Origin of the sequence: Paenibacillus sp. UNC499MF, assembly GCF_900107975.1 — a bacterium.
Taxonomy (GTDB): Bacteria; Bacillota; Bacilli; order Paenibacillales; family NBRC-103111; genus Paenibacillus_F.
In genome coordinates this window covers 123012-143413 of the sequence record NZ_FNVF01000012.1, presented here as the reverse complement: position 1 = coordinate 143413, position 20402 = coordinate 123012, and the positions used below count along the sequence as shown (strand labels likewise).

Sequence of the window (20402 nt, the reverse complement as noted above, 5' to 3'; positions counted from 1 at the left end):
GGAACGCGCGGATTTTTTTATTTCCAGGGAAAGTATCCGAACATTTCCCGATTTCCCGGCCGGACACGACGGGTATGTGTCGCGCAAGCCGGATACGGGTGATTTCCGTTAGGCGAGGGGACGCCGCGGATGCTTTTATTCCGTGCTTTTGCTATCATTATAAAAAAAGGATAAGGGGAAATCATAATGACAACTACTATCGTCAGCCGCTTAAGGGAAGAAACGGCGTCCTTTCACGACCAGATCGAACAGAACGCGTATGCGAAAGCGATTATGAATAAATCTTTGACGCTCGAAACCTATAAAGCTTATCTGAAGAAGTTTTACGGCTTTATTCTGCCGTCGGAAAAAGCGCTCGGCACGCTTCCGGAATGGGAGGAACGCGGTTTCGATATCGAATCCCGCCGGAAAGCGCCCCTTCTCGAAAGCGACTTGGAGCAGCTTGGCCTGACAAAAGGGCAAATCGAGGACCTGCCGCTGTGCGCCGGCATTCCGGATGTCTCCACTTTACCCCGTGCGCTCGGTTATTTGTACGTACTGGAAGGCTCTACGCTCGGCGGGCAGTTAATTACGAAACAGCTGCGAGCGGTTCTTTCGGTAGATCCCGAAGTGAACGGGCGTTATTTCAGCAGTTATGGAGCGGATGTCCGGACCAAGTGGACCGAATTCCGCGAGTTTCTTTTGGAGAATGTGAAGGAAGAAGAGCAGGAACAGGTTGTGGCCGCCGCCAAGGAAACCTTTATCCTTCTGGATAAATGGCTGAAGGAAGCCCCGGCCGCAAATGAGGCTGTAATTTAAATAAATAAGGGGCGGATGCCTTTATGTCGGATACAAGCAAGCCAAGAGACCCGGAGATTCTGAACCGGACTCTTTTAACGGAAGGGAACTTCACTTCCCCTAATGAAGAGATTGACCTGACGAATTGCGACAAGGAGCCTATTCATATTCCGGGTCTGATTCAGCCGCACGGTGTGCTTCTTGCCGTTACCCATACAACGGAACGGCCGCTGATCGTTCAATGCAGCCGGAATGTCGATCTTTTTCTGGGCCGGACTCCCGAGGAGCTTCTGGGACTCCCCTTGGAAGAAGTGGTCGGCAAACAACAGCTTGACGCTTTGCAGCATGAACTCGGAAACCGGACGTTCGATCCTTCCAAGCTGCATTACATGACGATCTCCATCGAAGTGAGGGGCGAGCCCGTCTCCTTTTACGGGATTATGCACGAAAGCGAAGAATCGCTAATTCTCGAACTTGAACCGGCCGCCGGCCAAGAAGAACCGGCCTTTCAGGACTACGAATGGATTCAGGCTTTCTTCTGTAAAATGAAGCGGGCGGGCAACCGGGTAGAGGCCAGCCAGCTGGCGGCCGAACAGATCAAGGAAATGCTGGGCTACGACCGGGTGATGGTATACGAATTCGACGAGGAATGGAACGGCAAGGTGATCGCCGAGGCGAAAGAGAACGGGCTGGAGCCGTTTCTCGGTCACCATTATCCCGCGTCGGACATCCCTAAGCAGGCCCGCGAGCTGTATTTGCGGAACTGGCTGAGGACGATCGTCGATGTGCATTACAAGCCGGTGGAGATCGTCCCTACGCTTCATCCCGCGACCGGCAGACCGCTTAATTTAAGCTTGTCCGTGCTCCGCAGCGTCTCTCCGCTGCATATCGAATACTTGCAGAACATGGGAGTGGGAGCGACGACAACGATCTCGCTTATTCATGAGAACAAATTGTGGGGGCTGGTTACCTGTCACCACTATTCTCCGAAATATATCACCCATCGGGTCCGTAACTTGTGCAACTTCCTGGGCTTCTTTTTCTCCAGTGAACTGTATCAGAGACAGCAGCTTGACGATTATCAGACGGAGATTGAACTGAAGACGAGGGCTAACCGGATTTCCAATATTTTTATCGGAAATACCAGCGCAAACCGTGTCATGGAGCAGCTTAAACTCGAAGAAAAATCGCTTCTGCAGGTAATGAACGCGTCCGGTGTCGCAGTCAGCTACAAGGACAAGCTGATGGTATTCGGCGCCGCTCCGGAAACAGAGCAGATCCGGGAACTGGCGTTCTGGATGTCCAGACAAGCCGAGGATTACGAGTATCATACGTCCCGGCTCAGCAAGGAACACCCGCCTGCGGCCGCTTACAAAAAGACCGCTTCCGGAGCCCTTTATCTGGCCCTGTCTTCGGACGGCAAAGATTATATCATCTGGTTCCGTCCCGAGGTCGTCCAGATCGTCAACTGGGCGGGCGATCCTGCCAAGGCCGTCTTAAAGGAGAACGACGGCTTCCGTCTGTCTCCGCGTAAATCGTTCGAGAAATGGAGACAGGTTGTAGAGTCGTCCTCTCTGCCGTGGAAAATCCAGGAGCTGAGAGCACTGCCGGATCTGAAATCGATTGTGCTGAAGCAGACGGAGAACCAGATGCGGCAGGCGGAAGAGCAGGCGCAGCAAAATTCCCGGATTCTCAAAGAAAACGAGAAAAGATATTTGCAGCTCATGGAGCTTTCACCCGTTGCTTTCTTCACAATCTCGGACAAGCGGATCGTTTACTGCAACGAACAGGGCGCAGAGCTTTTTGGAGCCTCCGACCCCGAAGAGATGACCGGCAGAGCGGTGGCGGATTTCATTCACCCCGATTTCTTGCCGGTTCTGCAGGGGAAAATGGCGGAGCTGGACGTGTCTGCGATTTCGCTGTTCACGATAAACGGAATCTGCGTGACCGTGCTTGGAGAAGAGCTGCAGCTTGAAATTACGATGGCGAGCGTCATTTACGGCGGCAAGCCTTCCCTGTTCGCCATCGCGCGGCGCAGAGAAGAAGGGGAGAAGGATCAGTTCTCGGAGGTCAGCAGCCAGCTGCAGACGTTTATCAACACGGACTCCCTAACGGAAATGCCCAACCGCCGCTTCTTCGACGACAATCTCCCGAGGGAGTGGGAACGTGCCGCGGCGGCGGGAATGCCCGTTTCGCTCATTCTGATGGACATCGACCACTTCAAAGCCTACAACGCCTTGTACGGCTATCAGGGAGGCGACACCTGCCTTCAGTGGATGTCGGATATCCTTGTCGCGATCGGCAAGCCGAATGAAGCGGTCATCGCCCGTTACAGCGGCGGGACATTCGTCCTCCGGCTGGGGTCCGAACTGGAGAAGGCCGTCGATTTGGCGGAACAGATCCGGCTCGGCGTCCTCTCCATGAAAATCCCGCAGACTCACAGCGACAGCGGTGATTATCTCACCGTAAGTCTGGGCGTGGCGTCGGCTTATCCGGAGCCGGGAAGCAGTCCGGATGATCTCGTCTACGCGGCGGAACATGCGCTGCAGAAGGCGAAAAACGAAGGCAGAAACCGCGTGTCGGTTATCCGGCCGGAGTAAAGTGCGCGATAGAAGACCCTGCAGAGCCTAATATTAGGCTCTGCAGGGTTTTTTGTCTGTGGAGGAAGCGTCAACCGCGTCATTTAAACTTTTTGGTATCCAGGTAATAAAAGTTATACAGCCGGTCCCGGCCGTCGTAGATTTTGGACCCCGATTCGAAGCTGACGTACAGATCGGTTCCGTAGAAGCTGATTCCTTCCGACATCGGAGGCATCGTCAGCTGGCTTATTTTCGCACCGCCCGAGCCGCGCTTGTGAATAAGCAGTTTGCTGTCGTTGTTCCTGCCGCACGACTGGCTGTACATGACCTTGTCCTTCGTCAACGCCATGCCCTGGACACGGTCCGGAGTTTTCCACGTGTAATTGGCTTTTGAAGGAAGATCCTCATTGGCCGGCAAACGGTATCCGTACACCATTCCCTGTGGCCCGGTGGTGGTACAGGTGGCTCCTTTCGTGTAGGTACCGATCCAGAGCACACCTTCCGAGAACGTTGCATACGAAGCCTGATGCGAAAGAGGATATTTTTTCATCACGATCTTGCTGTAATCGGGAAGACCGGTCAGTGAAGTGAGCGGAATACGAAACGCGTTTTTCCCGGAGGTCGCCCACAAATTACGGCCGCTCACCGCTAATCCGCCGACATGCCCCGTATGCTTCTTGCCGCCGCTTTCATATAAATAAAAGGTTTTTAACCGTTTTCCGGTCGTTTTGTCGGTGATCGAAATGCTGCTCGCTTCGGTATCGTTGCCGGAATAATGGGATGCGATGATCCATTTTTTGCTGGTCCACAGGGCGAGTCCTTGAGGGACCCACTTCTTGTCGCTTTTCAGACCGGGGATGACGGGGCCTTCACGTGCCGCGTTGAAAAAGCTCTTGTATCGGGTTTTGTCCGCCGCCGCATAAGCCGGGGCAGGGGACACCGCCGCCAGAGTACCAAGCAGAAGTGTTCCGCCGAGAATAGCGCTGACGGAACTCTTCATCCGTTTTGTTCTCATTGTATCCTCTCCCTTCTCCGTTTATTTACGTTTTCTTCCGGATAATCAAACATAATAACGCCTTAATCATGCTAACTAACGGAAGTTATAAAACCATCTAATGGAAATATTTGCGGATTCCGTTTTTCACTCCAAAGATAAGGTTAAAGACGTTTAGGATATGGCGCCCCGGCGTAATATTTACATACAATAGTTCAGAGAATAGGTGAAAGTCCGTTGGACAGAGAGGTTGACGGTTTACAAGCGGCGAAGAAGGGTCTATAATCGAGTTAATATTTTGCGTGGGAGAAACATTTGTGCACGCAGGTAACTTTTAGGCAAGAGGTGAGGGTTATGGCTGAACAAGACATCACGAAATATAAACGAATACCTCTTACCGCAGAATCCGTTTTGAGCGGGGACGTGAAGGGACTTAAACGATTGCTTCCTTTTCTGGGGCCTGCTTTCATCGCAGCGGTCGCTTACCTGGATCCCGGAAATTTCGCAACCAATATAACGGCAGGTTCGAAGTACGGCTATCTCCTTCTCTGGGTGGTTGCCGTCTCGAATCTGATGGCGGTTCTTATTCAGGCTTTATCGGCAAAACTCGGCATTGCGACGGGGATGAACCTGCCGGAAATCGCACGCGAGCGCTTTCCGAAGCCGGTGTCCATCTTCTTGTGGATTCAAAGCGAGCTGGTCATCATCGCGACGGACCTCGCCGAATTCATAGGCGCCGCCTTGGGCCTGTATCTGCTGTTCGGCATTCCGATGCTGCCGGCCGCGCTGATTACGGCGGTAGGCTCCTTCGCTATTCTTGAGCTGCAGCGGAGGGGATACAGATGGCTGGAGGCCGGAATAGCTGGGATGATCTTGATCGTCGTCTGCTCTTTTACGCTCCAGGTAATTAACGCGCAGCCGGATGCGGGGGCGGTAGCCGTCGGTATTTTCACCCCGAGATTCGAAGGGGTCGACAGCATTTTGCTTGCGGCGGGAATGCTCGGAGCTACGGTCATGCCGCACGCCATCTATTTGCATTCGTCTTTGACTCAGAAACGGATTGTCGGCAAGAACGAGCAGGAGAAGAAACGGATTTTCAAACTTGAATTTGTCGATATCGTTCTGGCGATGGTGATCGCGGGCGCGGTGAATATGGCGATGGTCATTATATCCGCCGCCTTGTTTTTCAAAAACGGGCTCGGTGTGGAAGAGCTTGATGACGCGTTCCACAAGTTTTACGAGCTGGCCGGTCCGGTTTCCGCCGTATCGTTCGGCTTGGCCCTCCTGATTGCGGGTCTTTCCAGCGCATCTGTCGGAACAATGGCCGGGGACGTGGTTATGCAGGGCTTTATTAACAAGCGGATTAATTTATATCTGCGCCGCGCCATTACGACCATTCCGCCATTGGTCATTATCGTGATGGGAATCGATGCGACCAAAGCGCTAATTATGAGCCAGGTTGTGCTGTCGTTCGGCATCGCATTTGCGCTGGTGCCCCTTCTGCTCTTTACTAGCAACCGTTCGATTATGGGCGGCCTCGTCAATCAGCGGTGGACGACGGTGCTGGGCTGGATTATCGCCGCAATCGTTATTTTTCTGAATTTATTTCTGATCGTTACCACATTCATGTAAACGGCATAAAACGGCATAATCGGCTGTGCAAGCCGTAATTATGGAGCCTCTCCGGACCGGGGAGGCTTTTTTCTATGGACGGGAGGGCAAAAAAAAAGATACCCGCCGCTGCCGCGCCGCGCGGACATCAAGGGGTATCTTTTTTTAGTTAACTGATCGGGCGCTTACGGGTACATGAAAAGCAAGTGTTTTAGCTGCCCGGAAAATGAACGCTTTCCGAAAGCGGAATGTAGGAGCCGCGGTAACGTTCCAGCACGGATTCCGGACATTCCAGTGTAAGACGTGTGCCGTCCGCTTCGAAGCTGACAGACCGGACGTTGGCAAACTCATTGAAATAAGCGGTCACGCGGCTCTGGTCGTAAGGGACGAGAACTTCGCACCGGACATCGCGCTCGAAAATACGCTCCCGGATCTCCCGCGTCAGTTCGGAGATTCCGGAACCCAGTTTGGCCGAGAGCACGACTTTGCCGTTATCCGTGGAAGGAAACGGGAGAGAGGCCAAGTCCGCCTTGTTGTAAACGAACACCTTGGGGACATGGTCGGCACCAAGCTCCTTGAGCGTCTCCTCCGTGACCGCGATTTGCCGCTCAACCATCGGACTGGAGCTGTCGACGACGTGCAGCAGCAAATCCGCCTCCGCGACTTCTTCCAGTGTAGAACGGAACGCTTTAACGAGGTGATGGGGAAGCTGGCTGACAAATCCGACCGTATCGGTCAGCAGAAAAGATTTACGGTCATGCAGGGTGATGCTGCGCACCGAAGTCTCCAAAGTCGCGAACAGCCGGTTCTCCGCCATGACTTCCTTGCCCGAACCGGGATTATGGGTCTCCATCATCGCGTTCATCAGGCTGGATTTGCCCGCATTCGTGTAGCCTACGAGACAGACGACGGGCATATCGTTCCTGCGGCGTTTCTTCCGCTGGGTTTGACGATGGCTGACGAGCTGTTCCAGCTCCTTCTGCAGCATGACGATCCGTTCCTCGATTCTGCGGCGGTCCAGCTCCAGCTTCGTTTCCCCGGCACCTCTGTTCTTGAGTCCCGAGCCGCCGCCCTGCCGTCCGAGCGATTCGCGCAAACCGACGAGCCGCGGCAGCATATAGTGAAGCCGGGCCACCTCGACTTGGAGCTGGGCCTCTCTCGTCCGGGCTCTCTCGGCGAAAATCGCGAGAATAAGGGCCGTCCGGTCCATAACGGTCCGGTCCAGGGCCGCTTCCAGATTGCGCAGCTGGGAAGGCGTAAGCTCATCGTTGCAGATGACGACATCGGCCTCCTGAGCATGAATCAGCTCCAGCAGCTCATCGATTTTACCTTTTCCGATATAATGGGAAGGATTGCTGCGGCTCAGCTTCTGGGTCACCCTGCCGGCTTCTTCAATTCCGGCCGCGGCGGCCAGATTTGCAAGCTCCTCCATATAATAGCCGAAATCCGTACGGTTGCCCGGATGAATCCCGATAAGAATCGCTTTTTTTTGTTGTCGTTCCATACAAATCATCCTCTCGATACAAAATAAAAACAGCACCAGAATAGTTTCCGTGCTGAAGATACAAGAGGACCGGGCACAGAAATCGCGCGGATTTCCTGCCTGCGGATATATAGGGTCTATAGATGAACCTCTTCGTTTAACCGTCCGAGGGTTACCTGTATAATGACAGACCTATCCCGTAGTCCTCTGCATGCGACACACAGAGTCTTTGACACCATCCTTAGATGTGCAAAGATCTGACCCGGATAAAATCTACCACACGTAACGCCTCCTCTGTTAAGATACGTTTACTTTAACACAGCCGCTGACGTCTTCCGAGGGACAGTTTCCTTTATAGCCATTCTTTACAAGTCTTTATAAAAGGCGGCTGCCGGCAAATCGTCGTGAACGATAGGTTATCCGTGTTAAAATACATAGAGTCCTACATACACGGGATTTTACCTGCATAGAGCCAGAATCCCCGGAAAGGTCCATTCAAACATAAAAAACAAAGGATGCGGTACTTATGATAGTTACACAAGCGGACGTGCAGCGGATCAGAGAACAATCGCGGCATATGGAGTCGGAGGGAGCTCTGACGGAAGGATTGCTTAACCTGATTTATCAAAAAGGGTGGTTCAAACTGTTCGTTCCCGATGATTTGAACGGGCGGATGACTCCGCTTCCGGACGCTCTCCGGATTTTCCGTGAATGCTCGCGGGCAGACGGAAGCTTCGGCTGGCTGGTGACCATCGGAGCCGGCGGCGGTTTTTTCGCTTCGTTAATGAAGCCGGAAGTCGGAGCGGCTTTGTTTGCCGGTGAAAAGGCCGTCGTTGCGGGCAGCGGAGCGCCAACCGGTACGGCAAAACGGGTAGAGGGCGGCTATCTGGTGAGCGGCCGCTGGAAATACTGCAGCGGTGCCGCGCATGCCACAATGTTCACCGCTAATTGTGCGGTCGAGGAAGCGGAAGGGCACGAGCGGGGAGAGAATGCGGAAATCCGCTCGTTTATTTTCATGCCCGATCAGGTCCGTATTCACCCGGACTGGAATACGTTCGGCCTTAAGGCAACCGGCAGCCACAGCGTTTCCGTTGAGGACCTGTTCGTCCCGGACAAGATGACATTCCTGTTCACGGAAGTCCGCGCATACGAAGACGAGCTTATTTACCGGTACCCGTTTGTCCCGTTTGCCCAGGCTTCGTTTGCCGCGGTCGCCTTAGGCATTGCCGCGCATTTCGCGGAAGAAGCCCACGAATATATCCGCTTGAAGGAGCGGAAGCCGCACGTCCTGAGTAAGCTGGAGGAACAGGAAGCCCTCCTGGGCAGAACAGAGTCCGCTTTCTATTCGGCTGTTACACGCTCATGGGAAGAGCTAGTCCGGCACGGACGAATGTCCGAGTCTGACGAGAAGCAGGTGTCCGAACAATGCCTGAGCACGGTACGCAGCGTGCTGACAGGCACGTTCGAGCTTTTCTCGCTGCTGGGCTTGTCGGCGGCAATGGAGGACAGTCAGGTTAACCGGACGTGGAGAGATCTGCAAACCGTGTGCCAGCACAGCCTGCTTTTGCCGGAAGAATAGGGGGACGGAGCCTGCTTTTCATTCGCTGCTGCCGCTTAAAAGAGTCGGACTGTATGCAGTCTGACTCTTTTTATGAAAAAGTACTTGCAAATCTGGACGGAGTGGCATATGATGGATTTAAATTATTGATTGGCCAATCAATAACTAAAAAAATCAGTAGAAGGAGGAGGCATATGGTTAAAAAAAATACGTCCTCCGCGAGCCGCAGGACCGATATCGTATCCGCGGCCATCGAAGTATTTGCCGAAATCGGCTATTACCGCGCGACTACGGCCCAGGTTGCCGAGCGCGCCGCTATATCCCAGCCGTACGTATACCGCTTTTTCACCAAAGAATCGCTGCTTGTCGAAGCGCTGCAAGTATCGTGGCAGCGGATAGAAACGGCTTTCCGGCAGGTGCTGGAATCGGCTTCTCCCGATACTTTGGAGAGAGGCTTTATAGAAGCGTATGAAGGCATCTTGCTCGCTCACCGGAGTGAAATTCTGCTTCAGATGCAGGCGCAGACGATTCAGGAAGAAGCGGTCCGCAAAGCGATGCAGCAGGGGATGAGCCGCGTTAAACAGCTTGTGCTGAACGCCTTTGAAGAGGCGGGCATGGAAGAGGCGGAGCAACGGACATCGGATTTTCTGGCCAGAGGCATGCTGTGCAATGTATCGATGGCGATCGGGCTGCCGGACTTGATGCTAAAAAAATAAAACAAGCAGAAGAAAATTTTTTTTGAATATTAGTAATTGGTCAATCAATAACAAAAAAGGAGCGATTCTAATGAAAAAAGCAGTTGTATTGGGTGCGACAGGCGGAGTGGGAACGACTCTTACGGAGGAACTGGTCAACAGAGGGATAGAAACGGTCGCTTTCGGGCGGTCCGACGCTAAACTGGAAAAGCTGAAGCAGGAGCTGGGAAATCCCCCGCATCTCAAGCTGGTAAAGGGAGATGCCTTCGAGTCCGCCGACATCATAAATGCTGCGGAAGGCGCCGATGTCCTGTTTCACAGCGCGAACATTCCTTACCACGAAATGGAATCGAGACTTCTGCCGCTCGGCGAAGCCGTTATGAAAGCTGCCGAGCACCTGGCCGTCAAAGTTGTCGTGGTGGACGGAATTTATCCGTACGGCAGGAGAACCGGCGCGGCGAAGGCGGAAGAGGATCATCCCAAACATCCGCATACGCGTAAGGGAAAAGTGAGGCTTGCGTATGAGCAGCTGATTTTCGCCTCGCGGTGGAAAAGAGCGAAACCGCTTATCGTCCGGCTGCCCGATTATTACGGGCCTTCCGCCCAGGCTTCCTATCTTTCCGTCACCATGGAAGCGATAGCCGCCGGGAAGCCGACTGCCTTTATCGGCAATATGACCGTTCCGCGGGAGTATGTATACTTGCCGGACGCCTCCCGAATGATTGTGGAGATTGCCGGACGCGATGGCACCGAGGGTCAGAACTGGCACATTCCGGGACCCGGACTTTTGTCGGGGAAAGAACTCGTGCAGCTCGCACAGCGGGCCAGCGGCAAGCGGAAACCCGTATTCCCGCTCGGACGAATAGGTTTGTCATTGGCGGGGCTTTTTAATCCCGTTATGAAAGAAGTCGTCGAAATGCTCTACTTGACGGAAGAACCGTTCGTGTTAAGCGGCCGCAAGTATGAGAAGGAAATCGGTCCGATCGTTTGGACGCCTCACGATAAAGCTGTTTCCGATACGATTCATGCTCTGATGAAACGAAGCCAAGCGTAACTTTCATCCGAAGGACCGCTTCTATACCAGTTAGAAACAGTAAGCATACTGGGGGATCTTGAGTTAGACTTTTGCTGTTCTCGGAACAGGATGGCATTGGCAGAGCCTCGGCCTAGGTGAGCGTCTTTCATAAAAGTACGCAAAAACAGACATGCTATAACCGAGGTGATTCAGATGAATGAAGGACCGACGAACACAGATTTTGAGGCGATTTACGAGAATTACAAGCAGCAGGGAGAACTCCAGGCCGTTCAGGAGCAGTCGCAAGACGCAGCCACGGACGGTTTGGAATCGATTGTAGCCGTCCGCAAAAACGACGACGGGGATATTATTGCCGTAAAAACGTCTTCCGGACGCGAGCTTGACTACGTTTCCGCACTGAATGAAGCCAAATCGGGCGCTCTGGCACATGTGGATGTGTTTCACCGTTACGGACGCGATATCCTCCGCAGCGAGCCCGATGGAGTAAAGTCGAACAATCTGGATCAGCTGCCTCCTTTCTAGGGGCATGCAGAAGAGCCCGACGAGGTCGGGCTCTTTTTTACGCGAGCCTAAGCAGTTAATGAGGGCTGTAAATGGAATAGCCGAAATGATAGAGCGAATTATCGTTGGCGCTCAGCTGTGTTCCGCCGGAGTATACGAGAAGGGGAATAATATCGTAATAATGGGTGGAGGCGTAGCCGTAGAACACATTTTGCCCGATGGCAGGCTGTATTCCGCTGATCGTTACGCTGACGGTTCCGTTACTGCTTGTCGTACCCGTTCCGCTATAAATTTTGTTGTTAAGTTTGGTTTGTATATAGACGGTAACCGGAGCATTGAAAGCAGGTGCTCCCGAAGCGTCTTTGGCGAGACCGGTCACCGTCAAGTAATTCTGGATTCTCCATTTGTTTCCTTCTCCGTAATTGATCCGCTGCCCGGCGTCGACATTCGGATCCGATTTAATGCTTACGATATCTACCGATGCCGGAGCTTTATACTCGCTGAAAGTAAGTGAATACGGAGCGGAAGCGTTAAACGAATTCAAGGATACTACCCGCAGATAGTAAGTGCCCGGAGAGAGGGAGGCGTCGACATCCTTGTTCTGATCCACTGTACCGACCGAGCCCAGGTTCTGGTTGAAAATTTGCAGCTGATAGGTAGTACCGGGCGCGCTGTTGGCCAGTTTGATATGGAATGATTTTGCGGCGGTTACCGTATATTTGATCCAATCGGCGTCCAGGCTGTTATCGATCGTCCGGCCGCTAACCGCAAATGAATCTGTTTTCAGCTGGGCACGCCAGATATTATCGTCAGGCTCGGCCGTATCATAGGATGCCGATTCTACGACGGTAAAGTAATAAGACGTGTTGGCATCGAATCCCGTGTAGGCCGAAACGGCCAGGAAATAAATGCCCGCAGGCGCTATCCTGCTGATTTGCTCGTTGGATTGGGGACCGTAGGAGGAAGTCTCTTGCTCTACCAGACTGCTCGTCGCAGGGTCATACCGGAACAAGTGAAGATCGTAATCAATGGAAGCGGAAGGAATCGTTTGGAGATAGGCGGTGAGCTTGCCCGGAGCGCTCGTTTGGAAGACGTACCACCGCTGTCCGTCCGCTTCCGCAATTTTGTCCGAATAAACGGCTCCCGTTACGACTTGGGCCGCATTGTTGGGGTTGTTGTTGAGCGCGGCATTCACGTTCACCGTTAACCCTTGACTGCGGGCGTCTTTTTCCAGCGACAGAGGAGCTTCAAGAGGCTTGCTTGAATCCGGCAGTGCATGGCGGCCGGACTTGAATTCGGCAGGGGAGTTTAATTCGCCTCCCTTTACGGCAACCGGCGCTGCTGCAGGGACTGCCGACGCGGACGCTTCGGCTTGTCCGGCTTGCCCGCTCAATAGGGCCGAGCCTGCGAGAGCGAGAGACAACAACCATTTCTTCAACATGTTTCTTCCTCACCTTCTCCATAAAATTACCGCGCAGGCGGTTTATATGTAAGCGCAGAACGCTTCATATCGGAAGACTTTGTCGGTCGTGTGTTCACTGCCGTCCAGCAATAACATCCGGAGAAAGGAAGAAAGAAAATGATAGAATCAAAGGTTATGTCCAACATTTACCAGAATTCTAGCATGTTCGTTTTTGGTATGTCAATAAATTCCATTTCTTATTAGGGCTTTGATTTTCATGACGGCCGGCGATGCGGCAACCTTGAAAGAAAACGGCTTTTTTTCAATCGTGCATTGAGTTGTCCACCCTGTAACGCTTATAATAAAGCAAGTAAAAAGTTTATAAGAAAAGGTGTCTATTCATGAGCATATTAAACGTAGAAAGACTGAGCCACGGGTTCGGAGACCGCGCGATTTTCAACGACGTGTCCTTCCGCCTCCTTAAAGGCGAGCACATCGGATTAATCGGCGCCAACGGAGAAGGTAAGTCTACCTTCATGAACATTATTACAGGCAAGCTCCAGCCGGATGACGGCAAAGTGGAATGGTCGAAACGGATGCGGGTCGGCTATTTGGATCAACACGCGGTACTCAGCAAAGGCATGACTATCCGCGATGTTCTCAAAGGGGCTTTTCAATATCTGTTCGATATGGAACAAGAAATGAACGGCATGTACGAGAAGATGGGCGATGTGACGCCGGAAGAGCTGGAGCAGCTTCTTGAAGACGTCGGCACGATCCAGGATACGCTGACGAATCAGGACTTTTATATGATCGACGCCAAAATCGAGGAGACCGCCCGCGGCCTCGGTCTTACCGATATCGGGCTAGACAAGGACGTCAACGATCTCAGCGGCGGTCAGCGGACCAAGGTGCTGCTGGCGAAGCTGCTGCTGGAGAAGCCGGACATTCTGCTTCTTGACGAGCCGACCAACTATTTGGACGAGCAGCATATCGAATGGCTGAAGCGCTACCTGCAGGAATACGAGAACGCTTTTATTCTTATTTCACACGATATTCCGTTCCTGAACAGCGTCATTAACCTGATTTATCATATGGAAAACCAGGAATTAAACCGGTATGTAGGAGATTATGATCATTTCAAGCAAGTTTACGAGATGAAAAAACAGCAGCTGGAATCGGCTTACAAGCGCCAGCAGCAGGAAATCGCGGACCTGAAAGACTTCGTGGCCCGTAACAAAGCGAGTGTCGCCACCAGGAATATGGCAATGTCCCGTCAGAAGAAACTCGACAAAATGGACGTTATCGAGCTTGCCAAGGAGAAGCCGAAACCGCAGTTTAACTTCAAAGAGGGCCGAACGTCAGGTAAAATGATTTTTGAAACGAAGGACCTAGTCATCGGCTATGAAGAGCCGTTGTCCAGACCGCTCAATCTCCGCATGGAACGCGGGCAGAAAATCGCCCTTGTCGGTGCCAACGGGATCGGTAAGACGACGCTCTTGCGCAGCATTCTTGGCGAGATTCCCGCGTTGTCCGGCTCCGTTCAGCTTGGGGAACACCTCAGTATCGGTTACTTCGAACAGGAAATGAAAGAGGCTAACTACAACACGTGTATCGATGAGATATGGAAAGAGTTCCCTTCCTATACCCAGTTTGAAGTGCGGGCCGCTCTGGCGAAATGCGGATTGACAACCAAGCACATCGAGAGTAAAATCACGGTGCTCAGTGGCGGAGAGAAAGCCAAGGTCCGCCTTTGCAAGCTCATCAACAACGAAACCAACCTGCTTGTTTTCGACGAGCCGACCAACCACTTGGACGTAGATGCGAAGGAAGAATTGGCGCGTGCCCTCAAAGCTTACAAGGGAAGCATCCTGCTGATTTCCCACGAACCCGAATTTTATCGTGAAGTCGTGACGGAGACATGGAACTGCGAATCCTGGACGACGAAAGTGTTTTAACCGGTTCGGTCCGGTGCCAATGTATGCAAAAGTCCTGCCCGCATTTGACGGGCAGGCTTTTTTATACTAAAAAAGGGAACAAACATTCGTTAATTAATGTTTTGTTCGTACCCGGGCGAGGAAGGATGTGGTAAAATGGGTGAGCACAGAATACAAGGATGGTGAAGCGTTTGACTGACCGGTATTCCGAAATCGACGAGGTTATTTTGTATATTCAGAAGAACATTTTCGAGCCTCTCTCGCTTAACCAATTAGCGGCTTACGCGGCTTACAGCCCGTATCACTTCACAAGAATTTTTAAAGAAAAAACCGGACTTACTCCTCAATACTACGTTTCATCGCTTCGTCTTCAGAAAGCCAAAGATCTCCTGCTCCGTACGAATTTGAGCATCCGTGACATCGGTCTTGAAATCGGACAGCAAAGCCTGGGTACTTTCACAACGCGGTTTACCGAGAAAGTCGGAATGACTCCGTCGGAATTCAGGAATTCTACCCTTCTCGCCGACAGCCACTTTCATTCTCTCCGGAAGCTCGATGACTGGTCGATGCCCGAACCCGCCGCACGGCTGCCTTTCGGAACAATCGAAGGGATCGTTCAAGCCGCGATTCCGTTCGAAGGCGTCATTCTGCTCGGCCTGTTCGCCAAACCGATTCCGGAAGGGCTGCCGCTGTACGGCACATTGCTTTCATCGCTGGGAAGCTTCTGCCTTGCTGACGTCAAACCGGGCACTTATTACCTGATGGCGACCTCCGTATCCTGGGGGACGAAGGCGGTTGACTTTCTTTTGCCGGAAGCGACGCTGCGAACCCGTTCAAGGGAACCGATCGTCGTTAAACCGGGCATCCCCGTCCCGCAGCAGCTCGTAACTTTGCACGTTCCGCGCTATGACGATCCGCCGATTCTAATCTCTCTGCCGGTACTCATGAATAACTTTCTGAGGCGGTCAAGTTCCCCAGGCAGCGAGTAACGGGAGAGGTTTCCACGCATGACCGCAATTTATAAGAAATATGAGCTGTTAATCAGTGTTACGATAGTTATAAGAACCACATATACCTTTCGAGAGGATGTTGATGAATGGCTACGCATACGACGTATATTATTTCCGAAGACGCGCGGGCACAAGCTGAATTTTACATAGGGGCGCTGGGAGGAGAGATCACGTCCGTTACGACGTACGGTCAGGTCCCGGGCGCGAGCGAAGAAGAACTGAAAGATAAAGTCATTAACCTGAGCCTGGTTGCGGCCGGCGTTACTTTTCTCATGTCGGATTCGATGTTTGAATCGCTGACACCGGGAAATATGGTAAGTCTCTGTCTTGAATTCGCTACCGAAGAAGAAGCTCACGCGGCTTTTAACAATTTGTCGAAGGGCGGCAGCGTCAAACAGCCTCTGGAGCCGGCTTTCTGGGGCGCCCTGTTCGGACAGCTGGAAGACAAATTCGGCATCTCGTGGATGATTACGTCCGACACATCGGCATGCAGGGAATCTCAGCAGTAGATCCCAATAAAAGCAAAAATCCGCAGAGCTGCGGATTTTTGCCTTCATGATTTGTCTGAACACGGCTGCCGATAGAAAGTCTACGGTTCAAAACCTTCCTGGCTTATAAAGATCCCATTCCCGGGAAACACTTCTTTCAAGCGTTCAACTATAATCCGGTAAGCATGCGGATGATACCACTTTTCCAATCCTAACTCCAAATAGATGTTCTCCATATTCAGACTCCGGGTTCTTCTCCCGCCGCTGCCGTCCCCCATAAAATAATCGTCCACGCAAACCCGGTCGACGACCGATTTTAACAGGTCCGGAAATCGTTCACTGCTTGGCAGGAGAGGAGCAATCGCAGCTTGCGAAGGAACTCCGGCCGCTTTTAACGTTTCAAGAGCTTTCAGCCGCGCCTGTATGGAAGGTGCCCCTGGGGAGAAGCGCTTGCGTATCTCATCCAAGTCGGTTTCTACGGTCATGCTTACACGAACTTTGTCTTTCAATTGAAGAAGCAAATCCAAATCGCGCGTTACTAATGGGCTTCTTGTCTGCACCAGCACAAATTCCGGGGGATCTTCGGTCATCACTTCCAGCAGCGAACGGGTGATTTGTTCTTTGTATTCAACCGGCTGATACGGATCCGTGCTCGAAGACATAAAAATAGTGACGGGACCTTTCGTTTTCGCCCGGCGCAGCTCTTTGCGGAGTAGTTCGGCCGCGTCTTTCTTAATATCCACCCAAGTTCCCCATTCGGCTCCGCGGAAAGTAGAGACAGGCATTTTTCTTACATAACAATATGAACAACCGAATGAACACCCGGTATAAGGATTTAACGAGTGAGTATACCCGGCAAGGAAGCCCGTTCCTTTATTAAGCAGAGTTTTAGGTGTTTTATAACCGTATTCCAGTTTCATAACCTCTCCGTTCCTCAGTTCAGTTTTATAGGGTCTTCATGGACAGCTCGCACCTGTTTCCGCAATGTTATTCAGCCTTCAATCTTATGAGTCAGGATTGAGTCTGCCGGTAGCCTGCGGGCGTATAACCGGTTTTCTTTTTAAAGAGTGTAATAAAATATGAGGTATTCCGGATGCCGACTTTGGAACCGATGTCGGAGACGGATAATGTTGAATTTCCGAGCAGTCTTTTGGCATTTTCAATGCGGATATGCTGAAGATATTCCGACGGAGTCATTCCTTTGACTTTTTTGAACGTACGTTGAAGATGATAAGGGCTGCCGTGGCCAATTTCCGAGAAGCTTCTGAGCGTTAGGGGTTGTTTATAATGGTTATCCGCGTAATGGGCGATTTGTTCGATCCAATCAGCATCGGGCAGCCGGCTGCCGGTCGGTTTACAACGTTTGCAGGGACGAAACCGGGCCTCCAGTGCTTGTTGGGCATTTTGGAAAACGCAGGTGTTTTCCCGTTTGGGTTCTTTGGATTTACAGGATGGCCGGCAAAAAATACCTGTCGTTTTCACTCCGTAAAAGAAGACACCATCGAATGAAGCATCGTTGCTGATGATCGCCTGCCATTTATCGGCTGCGGGACGCTCCAATTTAACCGTTATTTGAAACCGCTTTGACATAGCTGGAAGCACCTCCTCTTATCCCCATTATACCTCTAAAGTGAAACGTATGTACGTATAAAGGAATGAGACAGCAACATATCGCTAAACATTTCACGACATGCATGACCAACTATAGAGGATAACGAATAACAGTGATTATCCAAGAAGAGGATCATTCGTCGGACGGCTATCCGCAGTATATCTTCCGTAACTAAAAGCGCAATTTAAGAGAAATGCCGGCTTGGAACCCATGCTACAATAAAAGCAACCGGAAAGACCTTCCGGAAAATTCAATAGACGATGTGGAGGAATTTCTGCATGGCAGCTAAATCGGACAAAATTTTTGTGAATTTACCGGTTAAAAATTTGGACAAATCGGTTGAATTTTTTACGGCGCTCGGTTATGAATTCAATCCCCAATTTACGGACGAAAATGCAACCTGCATGGTTGTCAGCGATACTATTTATGTGATGCTTTTGGTGGAGAATTTCTTCAAAACATTCACAAACAAGGAAATAGCAGATACGGGAAGAAGTGCGGAAGTTATTGTGGCGTTGTCTGCGGACAGCAAAGAGCAGGTGGAGGAGATTGTAAGCAAGGCACTGGCTGCAGGAGGAAGTCCGATGAACGATAAGGTGGACCATGGCTTTATGTATACATGGAGCTTCCGCGATATCGACGGTCATCATTGGGAGTATATTTATATGGACGAGAGCGCGGCCGCTCAGGGATAAAGCGCCGTGTAATCGGGAAATAATGGAATGAAAGTTTCTGTTGAAAGAGCCGCGGTATGCGCGGTTCTTTTTGTTTTCCTGGAAACGACTGGATAGCAAATCTTGCGGTGTGCTTTCATTAAGTTTCTGACTGTGCAGATCGGGTATATACCTATATAAATCATTCATTCTAACCGGAATTGTTTCTATACAACAGGGGGAGGACAAGCGATGAAGTGGCAGGGAAGAAGAGGAAGTTCGAACGTGGAAGACCGGAGGGGAGTAGGCGGCAAAACGCTCGTCGGTGGAGGTATCGGAGGGATCATTATCGTGCTCCTTATGACCCTGCTTGGAGGAAATCCAGGCGATCTGCTAAGTAATTTGACGGGCACGGACTCCGGATCAAACGCGCCCTACGAAGAAACGCAGCAGGAGAAGGAGCTTTCCCAGTTTGTCTCTGTTGTGCTGGCCGATACGGAAGACGTATGGACCGCCCAGTTTAAGGAGCGGGGTCTGACTTATGAAAAACCGACGCTTGTTCTGTACACGAACCAGGTGCAATCCGCCTGCGGGACGGCCGGATCGTCAACGGGGCCGTTTTATTGTCCGGGCGACCGCAAGCTGTATATAGATCTCAGCTTCTATAACGAGCTTAAGCAGGAATTCAATGCACCCGGAGACTTCGCGATGGCTTACGTCATTGCTCATGAGGTCGGACACCATGTTCAGACACTGCTCGGGACATCCGACAAAATCATGCCGCTGCGTCAAAAGATGAGTGAAGCGGAGTTCAATAAATATCTGGTCCGTTTTGAACTTCAGGCCGATTATTTTGCGGGTGTATGGGCACATCATGCCAAGGGGATGGACGTGCTTGAAGCGGGAGACCTGGAGGAAGCGTTAACGGCGGCCAGCGCGGTCGGAGATGATACGATTCAGAAAAGAGCGCGCGGCTACGTGGTTCCCGAAAGCTTTACGCACGGCACTTCCGAACAACGAAAATTCTGGTTCAGCAAAGGCTATCAATCGGGAAAAATTGAGGATGGAGACACGTTTTCGAGCACAAAATAGGAGACATCGTCCACTTAGAAGAAATATCCGCCATTCCGGCGGGTATTTTTTTATTTGTCATTTGTCAGGTCCCACAAAGTTCCAAAGCATGGAATCGCATGAATCCTTCCGGTAAAAGACATATTACTAAATGAATCAAAGATATGAATAACGGAGGGACATCATGAAGCGGTTTACGATCGTTTTTGCTTTATTCGCCCTTTTCATCACGCTGTTTCCTTTAGATACCTTGGCAGCCGACGGGGGAAATAAGCCTTATCATTTCGGATTCAAGAAGAGTAAGAAAGGGAAGCCGGCTTCCATTAATGAAGAAGGATTCAAGACCATTTTGGAGAAGCATGGAGCCGTTTTTCTGGGAAATTCCGATAAAAAAGAACTTTATCTCACCTTCGATAACGGATATGAGAACGGTTGTACTCCCAAAATCCTGGATGTCTTAAAAGCCAAACAGGTACCCGCGGCGTTTTTCGTAACCGGCCATTTTGTCGAAGATAAACCCGAATTAGTTAAACGGATGACAGCCGAAGGCCACCTTATCGGAAATCATTCCTGGAGTCATCCGGATATGTCCCAAATCCCCGATGAGAAAATAAAAACCGAGCTGGACCGGGTCAAAAATGCCGTAGCTAATCTGACAGGTGTGCAGACGATGGCTTTCATGCGTCCGCCGCGCGGAATTTTCAGCGACCGGGTTTTAGAGGCTAGCAAACAACAGGGATACACCAACGTATTTTGGTCGGTTGCTTATAAAGATTGGGACGTGAAAGATCAGAAGGGCTGGAAATATGCCTACGATAAAGTTATCGCCCAGCTGCATCCGGGGGCTGTCATTCTGCTTCACTCGATTTCAAAGGACAATACGGATGCCTTGGACAAAATTATTGATGAAGCGCACAAGCAGGGATATGAGTTCAAGAGTCTTGAAAAATTAGATAAAAAGACGTATTGAATGATTGAAATAGGAGTCGTCATTC

General features: G+C 51.3%; 18 protein-coding genes. 13 read left to right on the top strand and 5 right to left on the bottom strand.

Annotated elements, in window-relative coordinates; genetic code table 11:
* The first annotated feature begins 186 nt into the window (after positions 1 to 186).
* On the top strand, positions 187 to 798 hold the full coding sequence (locus C4S74_RS20850) for a biliverdin-producing heme oxygenase (RefSeq protein ID WP_103997267.1): 612 nt from the start codon (positions 187 to 189) through the stop codon (positions 796 to 798).
* A gap of 23 nt (positions 799 to 821) precedes the next feature.
* Entirely contained in the window at positions 822 to 3377 is a 2556-nt protein-coding gene (locus tag C4S74_RS20845; RefSeq protein ID WP_103997266.1) for a diguanylate cyclase domain-containing protein, read from the top strand.
* Between the two features lie 79 nt (positions 3378 to 3456).
* Here C4S74_RS20845 and C4S74_RS20840 read toward each other — a convergent pair whose 3' ends face one another.
* Positions 3457 to 4371, bottom strand: a complete 915-nt coding sequence (locus tag C4S74_RS20840) for a hypothetical protein (protein WP_103997265.1) — start codon at positions 4369 to 4371, stop codon at positions 3457 to 3459.
* A 333-nt stretch (positions 4372 to 4704) separates the two neighbouring features.
* On the opposite strand from C4S74_RS20840, the gene C4S74_RS20835 reads away from it, so the two are divergent.
* Complete coding sequence (locus C4S74_RS20835; protein ID WP_103997264.1) at positions 4705 to 5982, top strand: Nramp family divalent metal transporter; 1278 nt, start codon at positions 4705 to 4707, stop codon at positions 5980 to 5982.
* 190 nt (positions 5983 to 6172) lie between these two features.
* Here the strand turns inward: C4S74_RS20835 and hflX are convergent, their stop codons facing one another.
* Positions 6173 to 7465: a GTPase HflX gene (hflX, locus tag C4S74_RS20830; RefSeq protein ID WP_103997263.1), complete on the bottom strand. Its 1293-nt coding sequence runs from the start codon at positions 7463 to 7465 to the stop codon at positions 6173 to 6175.
* A gap of 505 nt (positions 7466 to 7970) precedes the next feature.
* Between hflX and C4S74_RS20825 the strand changes: the two genes are divergently transcribed.
* From C4S74_RS20825 to C4S74_RS20810, 4 genes are all read left to right on the top strand, one after another.
* Positions 7971 to 9023, top strand: coding sequence for an acyl-CoA dehydrogenase (locus tag C4S74_RS20825; RefSeq protein ID WP_103997262.1), 1053 nt, complete (start codon positions 7971 to 7973; stop codon positions 9021 to 9023).
* Between the two features lie 173 nt (positions 9024 to 9196).
* Positions 9197 to 9718, top strand: a complete 522-nt coding sequence (locus C4S74_RS20820) for a TetR/AcrR family transcriptional regulator (RefSeq protein WP_103997261.1) — start codon at positions 9197 to 9199, stop codon at positions 9716 to 9718.
* A 70-nt stretch (positions 9719 to 9788) separates the two neighbouring features.
* Positions 9789 to 10751, top strand: coding sequence for an SDR family NAD(P)-dependent oxidoreductase (locus C4S74_RS20815; protein ID WP_103997260.1), 963 nt, complete (start codon positions 9789 to 9791; stop codon positions 10749 to 10751).
* Positions 10752 to 10925: 174 nt separating this feature from the next.
* On the top strand, positions 10926 to 11255 hold the full coding sequence (locus C4S74_RS20810; RefSeq protein WP_103997259.1) for a DUF3892 domain-containing protein: 330 nt from the start codon (positions 10926 to 10928) through the stop codon (positions 11253 to 11255).
* A gap of 55 nt (positions 11256 to 11310) precedes the next feature.
* Here C4S74_RS20810 and C4S74_RS20805 read toward each other — a convergent pair whose 3' ends face one another.
* Positions 11311 to 12675: an Ig-like domain-containing protein gene (locus C4S74_RS20805; RefSeq protein WP_103997258.1), complete on the bottom strand. Its 1365-nt coding sequence runs from the start codon at positions 12673 to 12675 to the stop codon at positions 11311 to 11313.
* 362 nt (positions 12676 to 13037) lie between these two features.
* Here C4S74_RS20805 and C4S74_RS20800 point away from each other — a divergent pair, with 362 nt between their 5' ends.
* The 3 genes from C4S74_RS20800 (at position 13038) to C4S74_RS20790 (ending at position 16092) form a co-directional block, all read left to right on the top strand.
* Positions 13038 to 14594, top strand: a complete 1557-nt coding sequence (locus C4S74_RS20800) for an ABC-F family ATP-binding cassette domain-containing protein (RefSeq protein WP_103997257.1) — start codon at positions 13038 to 13040, stop codon at positions 14592 to 14594.
* Between the two features lie 170 nt (positions 14595 to 14764).
* Positions 14765 to 15562 carry a helix-turn-helix transcriptional regulator gene (locus tag C4S74_RS20795; RefSeq protein ID WP_103997286.1) on the top strand — a complete coding sequence of 266 codons (798 nt, stop codon included), beginning with the start codon at positions 14765 to 14767 and terminating at the stop codon, positions 15560 to 15562.
* 107 nt (positions 15563 to 15669) lie between these two features.
* Entirely contained in the window at positions 15670 to 16092 is a 423-nt protein-coding gene (locus C4S74_RS20790; RefSeq protein ID WP_103997256.1) for a VOC family protein, read from the top strand.
* Positions 16093 to 16172: 80 nt separating this feature from the next.
* Here C4S74_RS20790 and C4S74_RS20785 read toward each other — a convergent pair whose 3' ends face one another.
* Together C4S74_RS20785 and C4S74_RS20780 are read right to left on the bottom strand one after the other, a co-directional pair.
* Complete coding sequence (locus C4S74_RS20785; RefSeq protein ID WP_103997255.1) at positions 16173 to 16991, bottom strand: radical SAM protein; 819 nt, start codon at positions 16989 to 16991, stop codon at positions 16173 to 16175.
* 91 nt (positions 16992 to 17082) lie between these two features.
* Positions 17083 to 17661 (bottom strand): bifunctional transcriptional activator/DNA repair enzyme AdaA, encoded by a 579-nt coding sequence (locus C4S74_RS20780; RefSeq protein WP_103997254.1) that lies wholly within the window; start codon positions 17659 to 17661, stop codon positions 17083 to 17085.
* A gap of 300 nt (positions 17662 to 17961) precedes the next feature.
* On the opposite strand from C4S74_RS20780, the gene C4S74_RS20775 reads away from it, so the two are divergent.
* The 3 genes from C4S74_RS20775 (at position 17962) to pdaA (ending at position 20377) form a co-directional block, all read left to right on the top strand.
* Entirely contained in the window at positions 17962 to 18378 is a 417-nt protein-coding gene (locus C4S74_RS20775) for a VOC family protein (protein WP_103997253.1), read from the top strand.
* Positions 18379 to 18588: 210 nt separating this feature from the next.
* On the top strand, positions 18589 to 19428 hold the full coding sequence (locus C4S74_RS20770) for a neutral zinc metallopeptidase (protein WP_103997252.1): 840 nt from the start codon (positions 18589 to 18591) through the stop codon (positions 19426 to 19428).
* A 163-nt stretch (positions 19429 to 19591) separates the two neighbouring features.
* Positions 19592 to 20377 (top strand): delta-lactam-biosynthetic de-N-acetylase, encoded by a 786-nt coding sequence (pdaA, locus tag C4S74_RS20765; RefSeq protein ID WP_103997251.1) that lies wholly within the window; start codon positions 19592 to 19594, stop codon positions 20375 to 20377.
* Positions 20378 to 20402 lie beyond the last annotated feature (25 nt).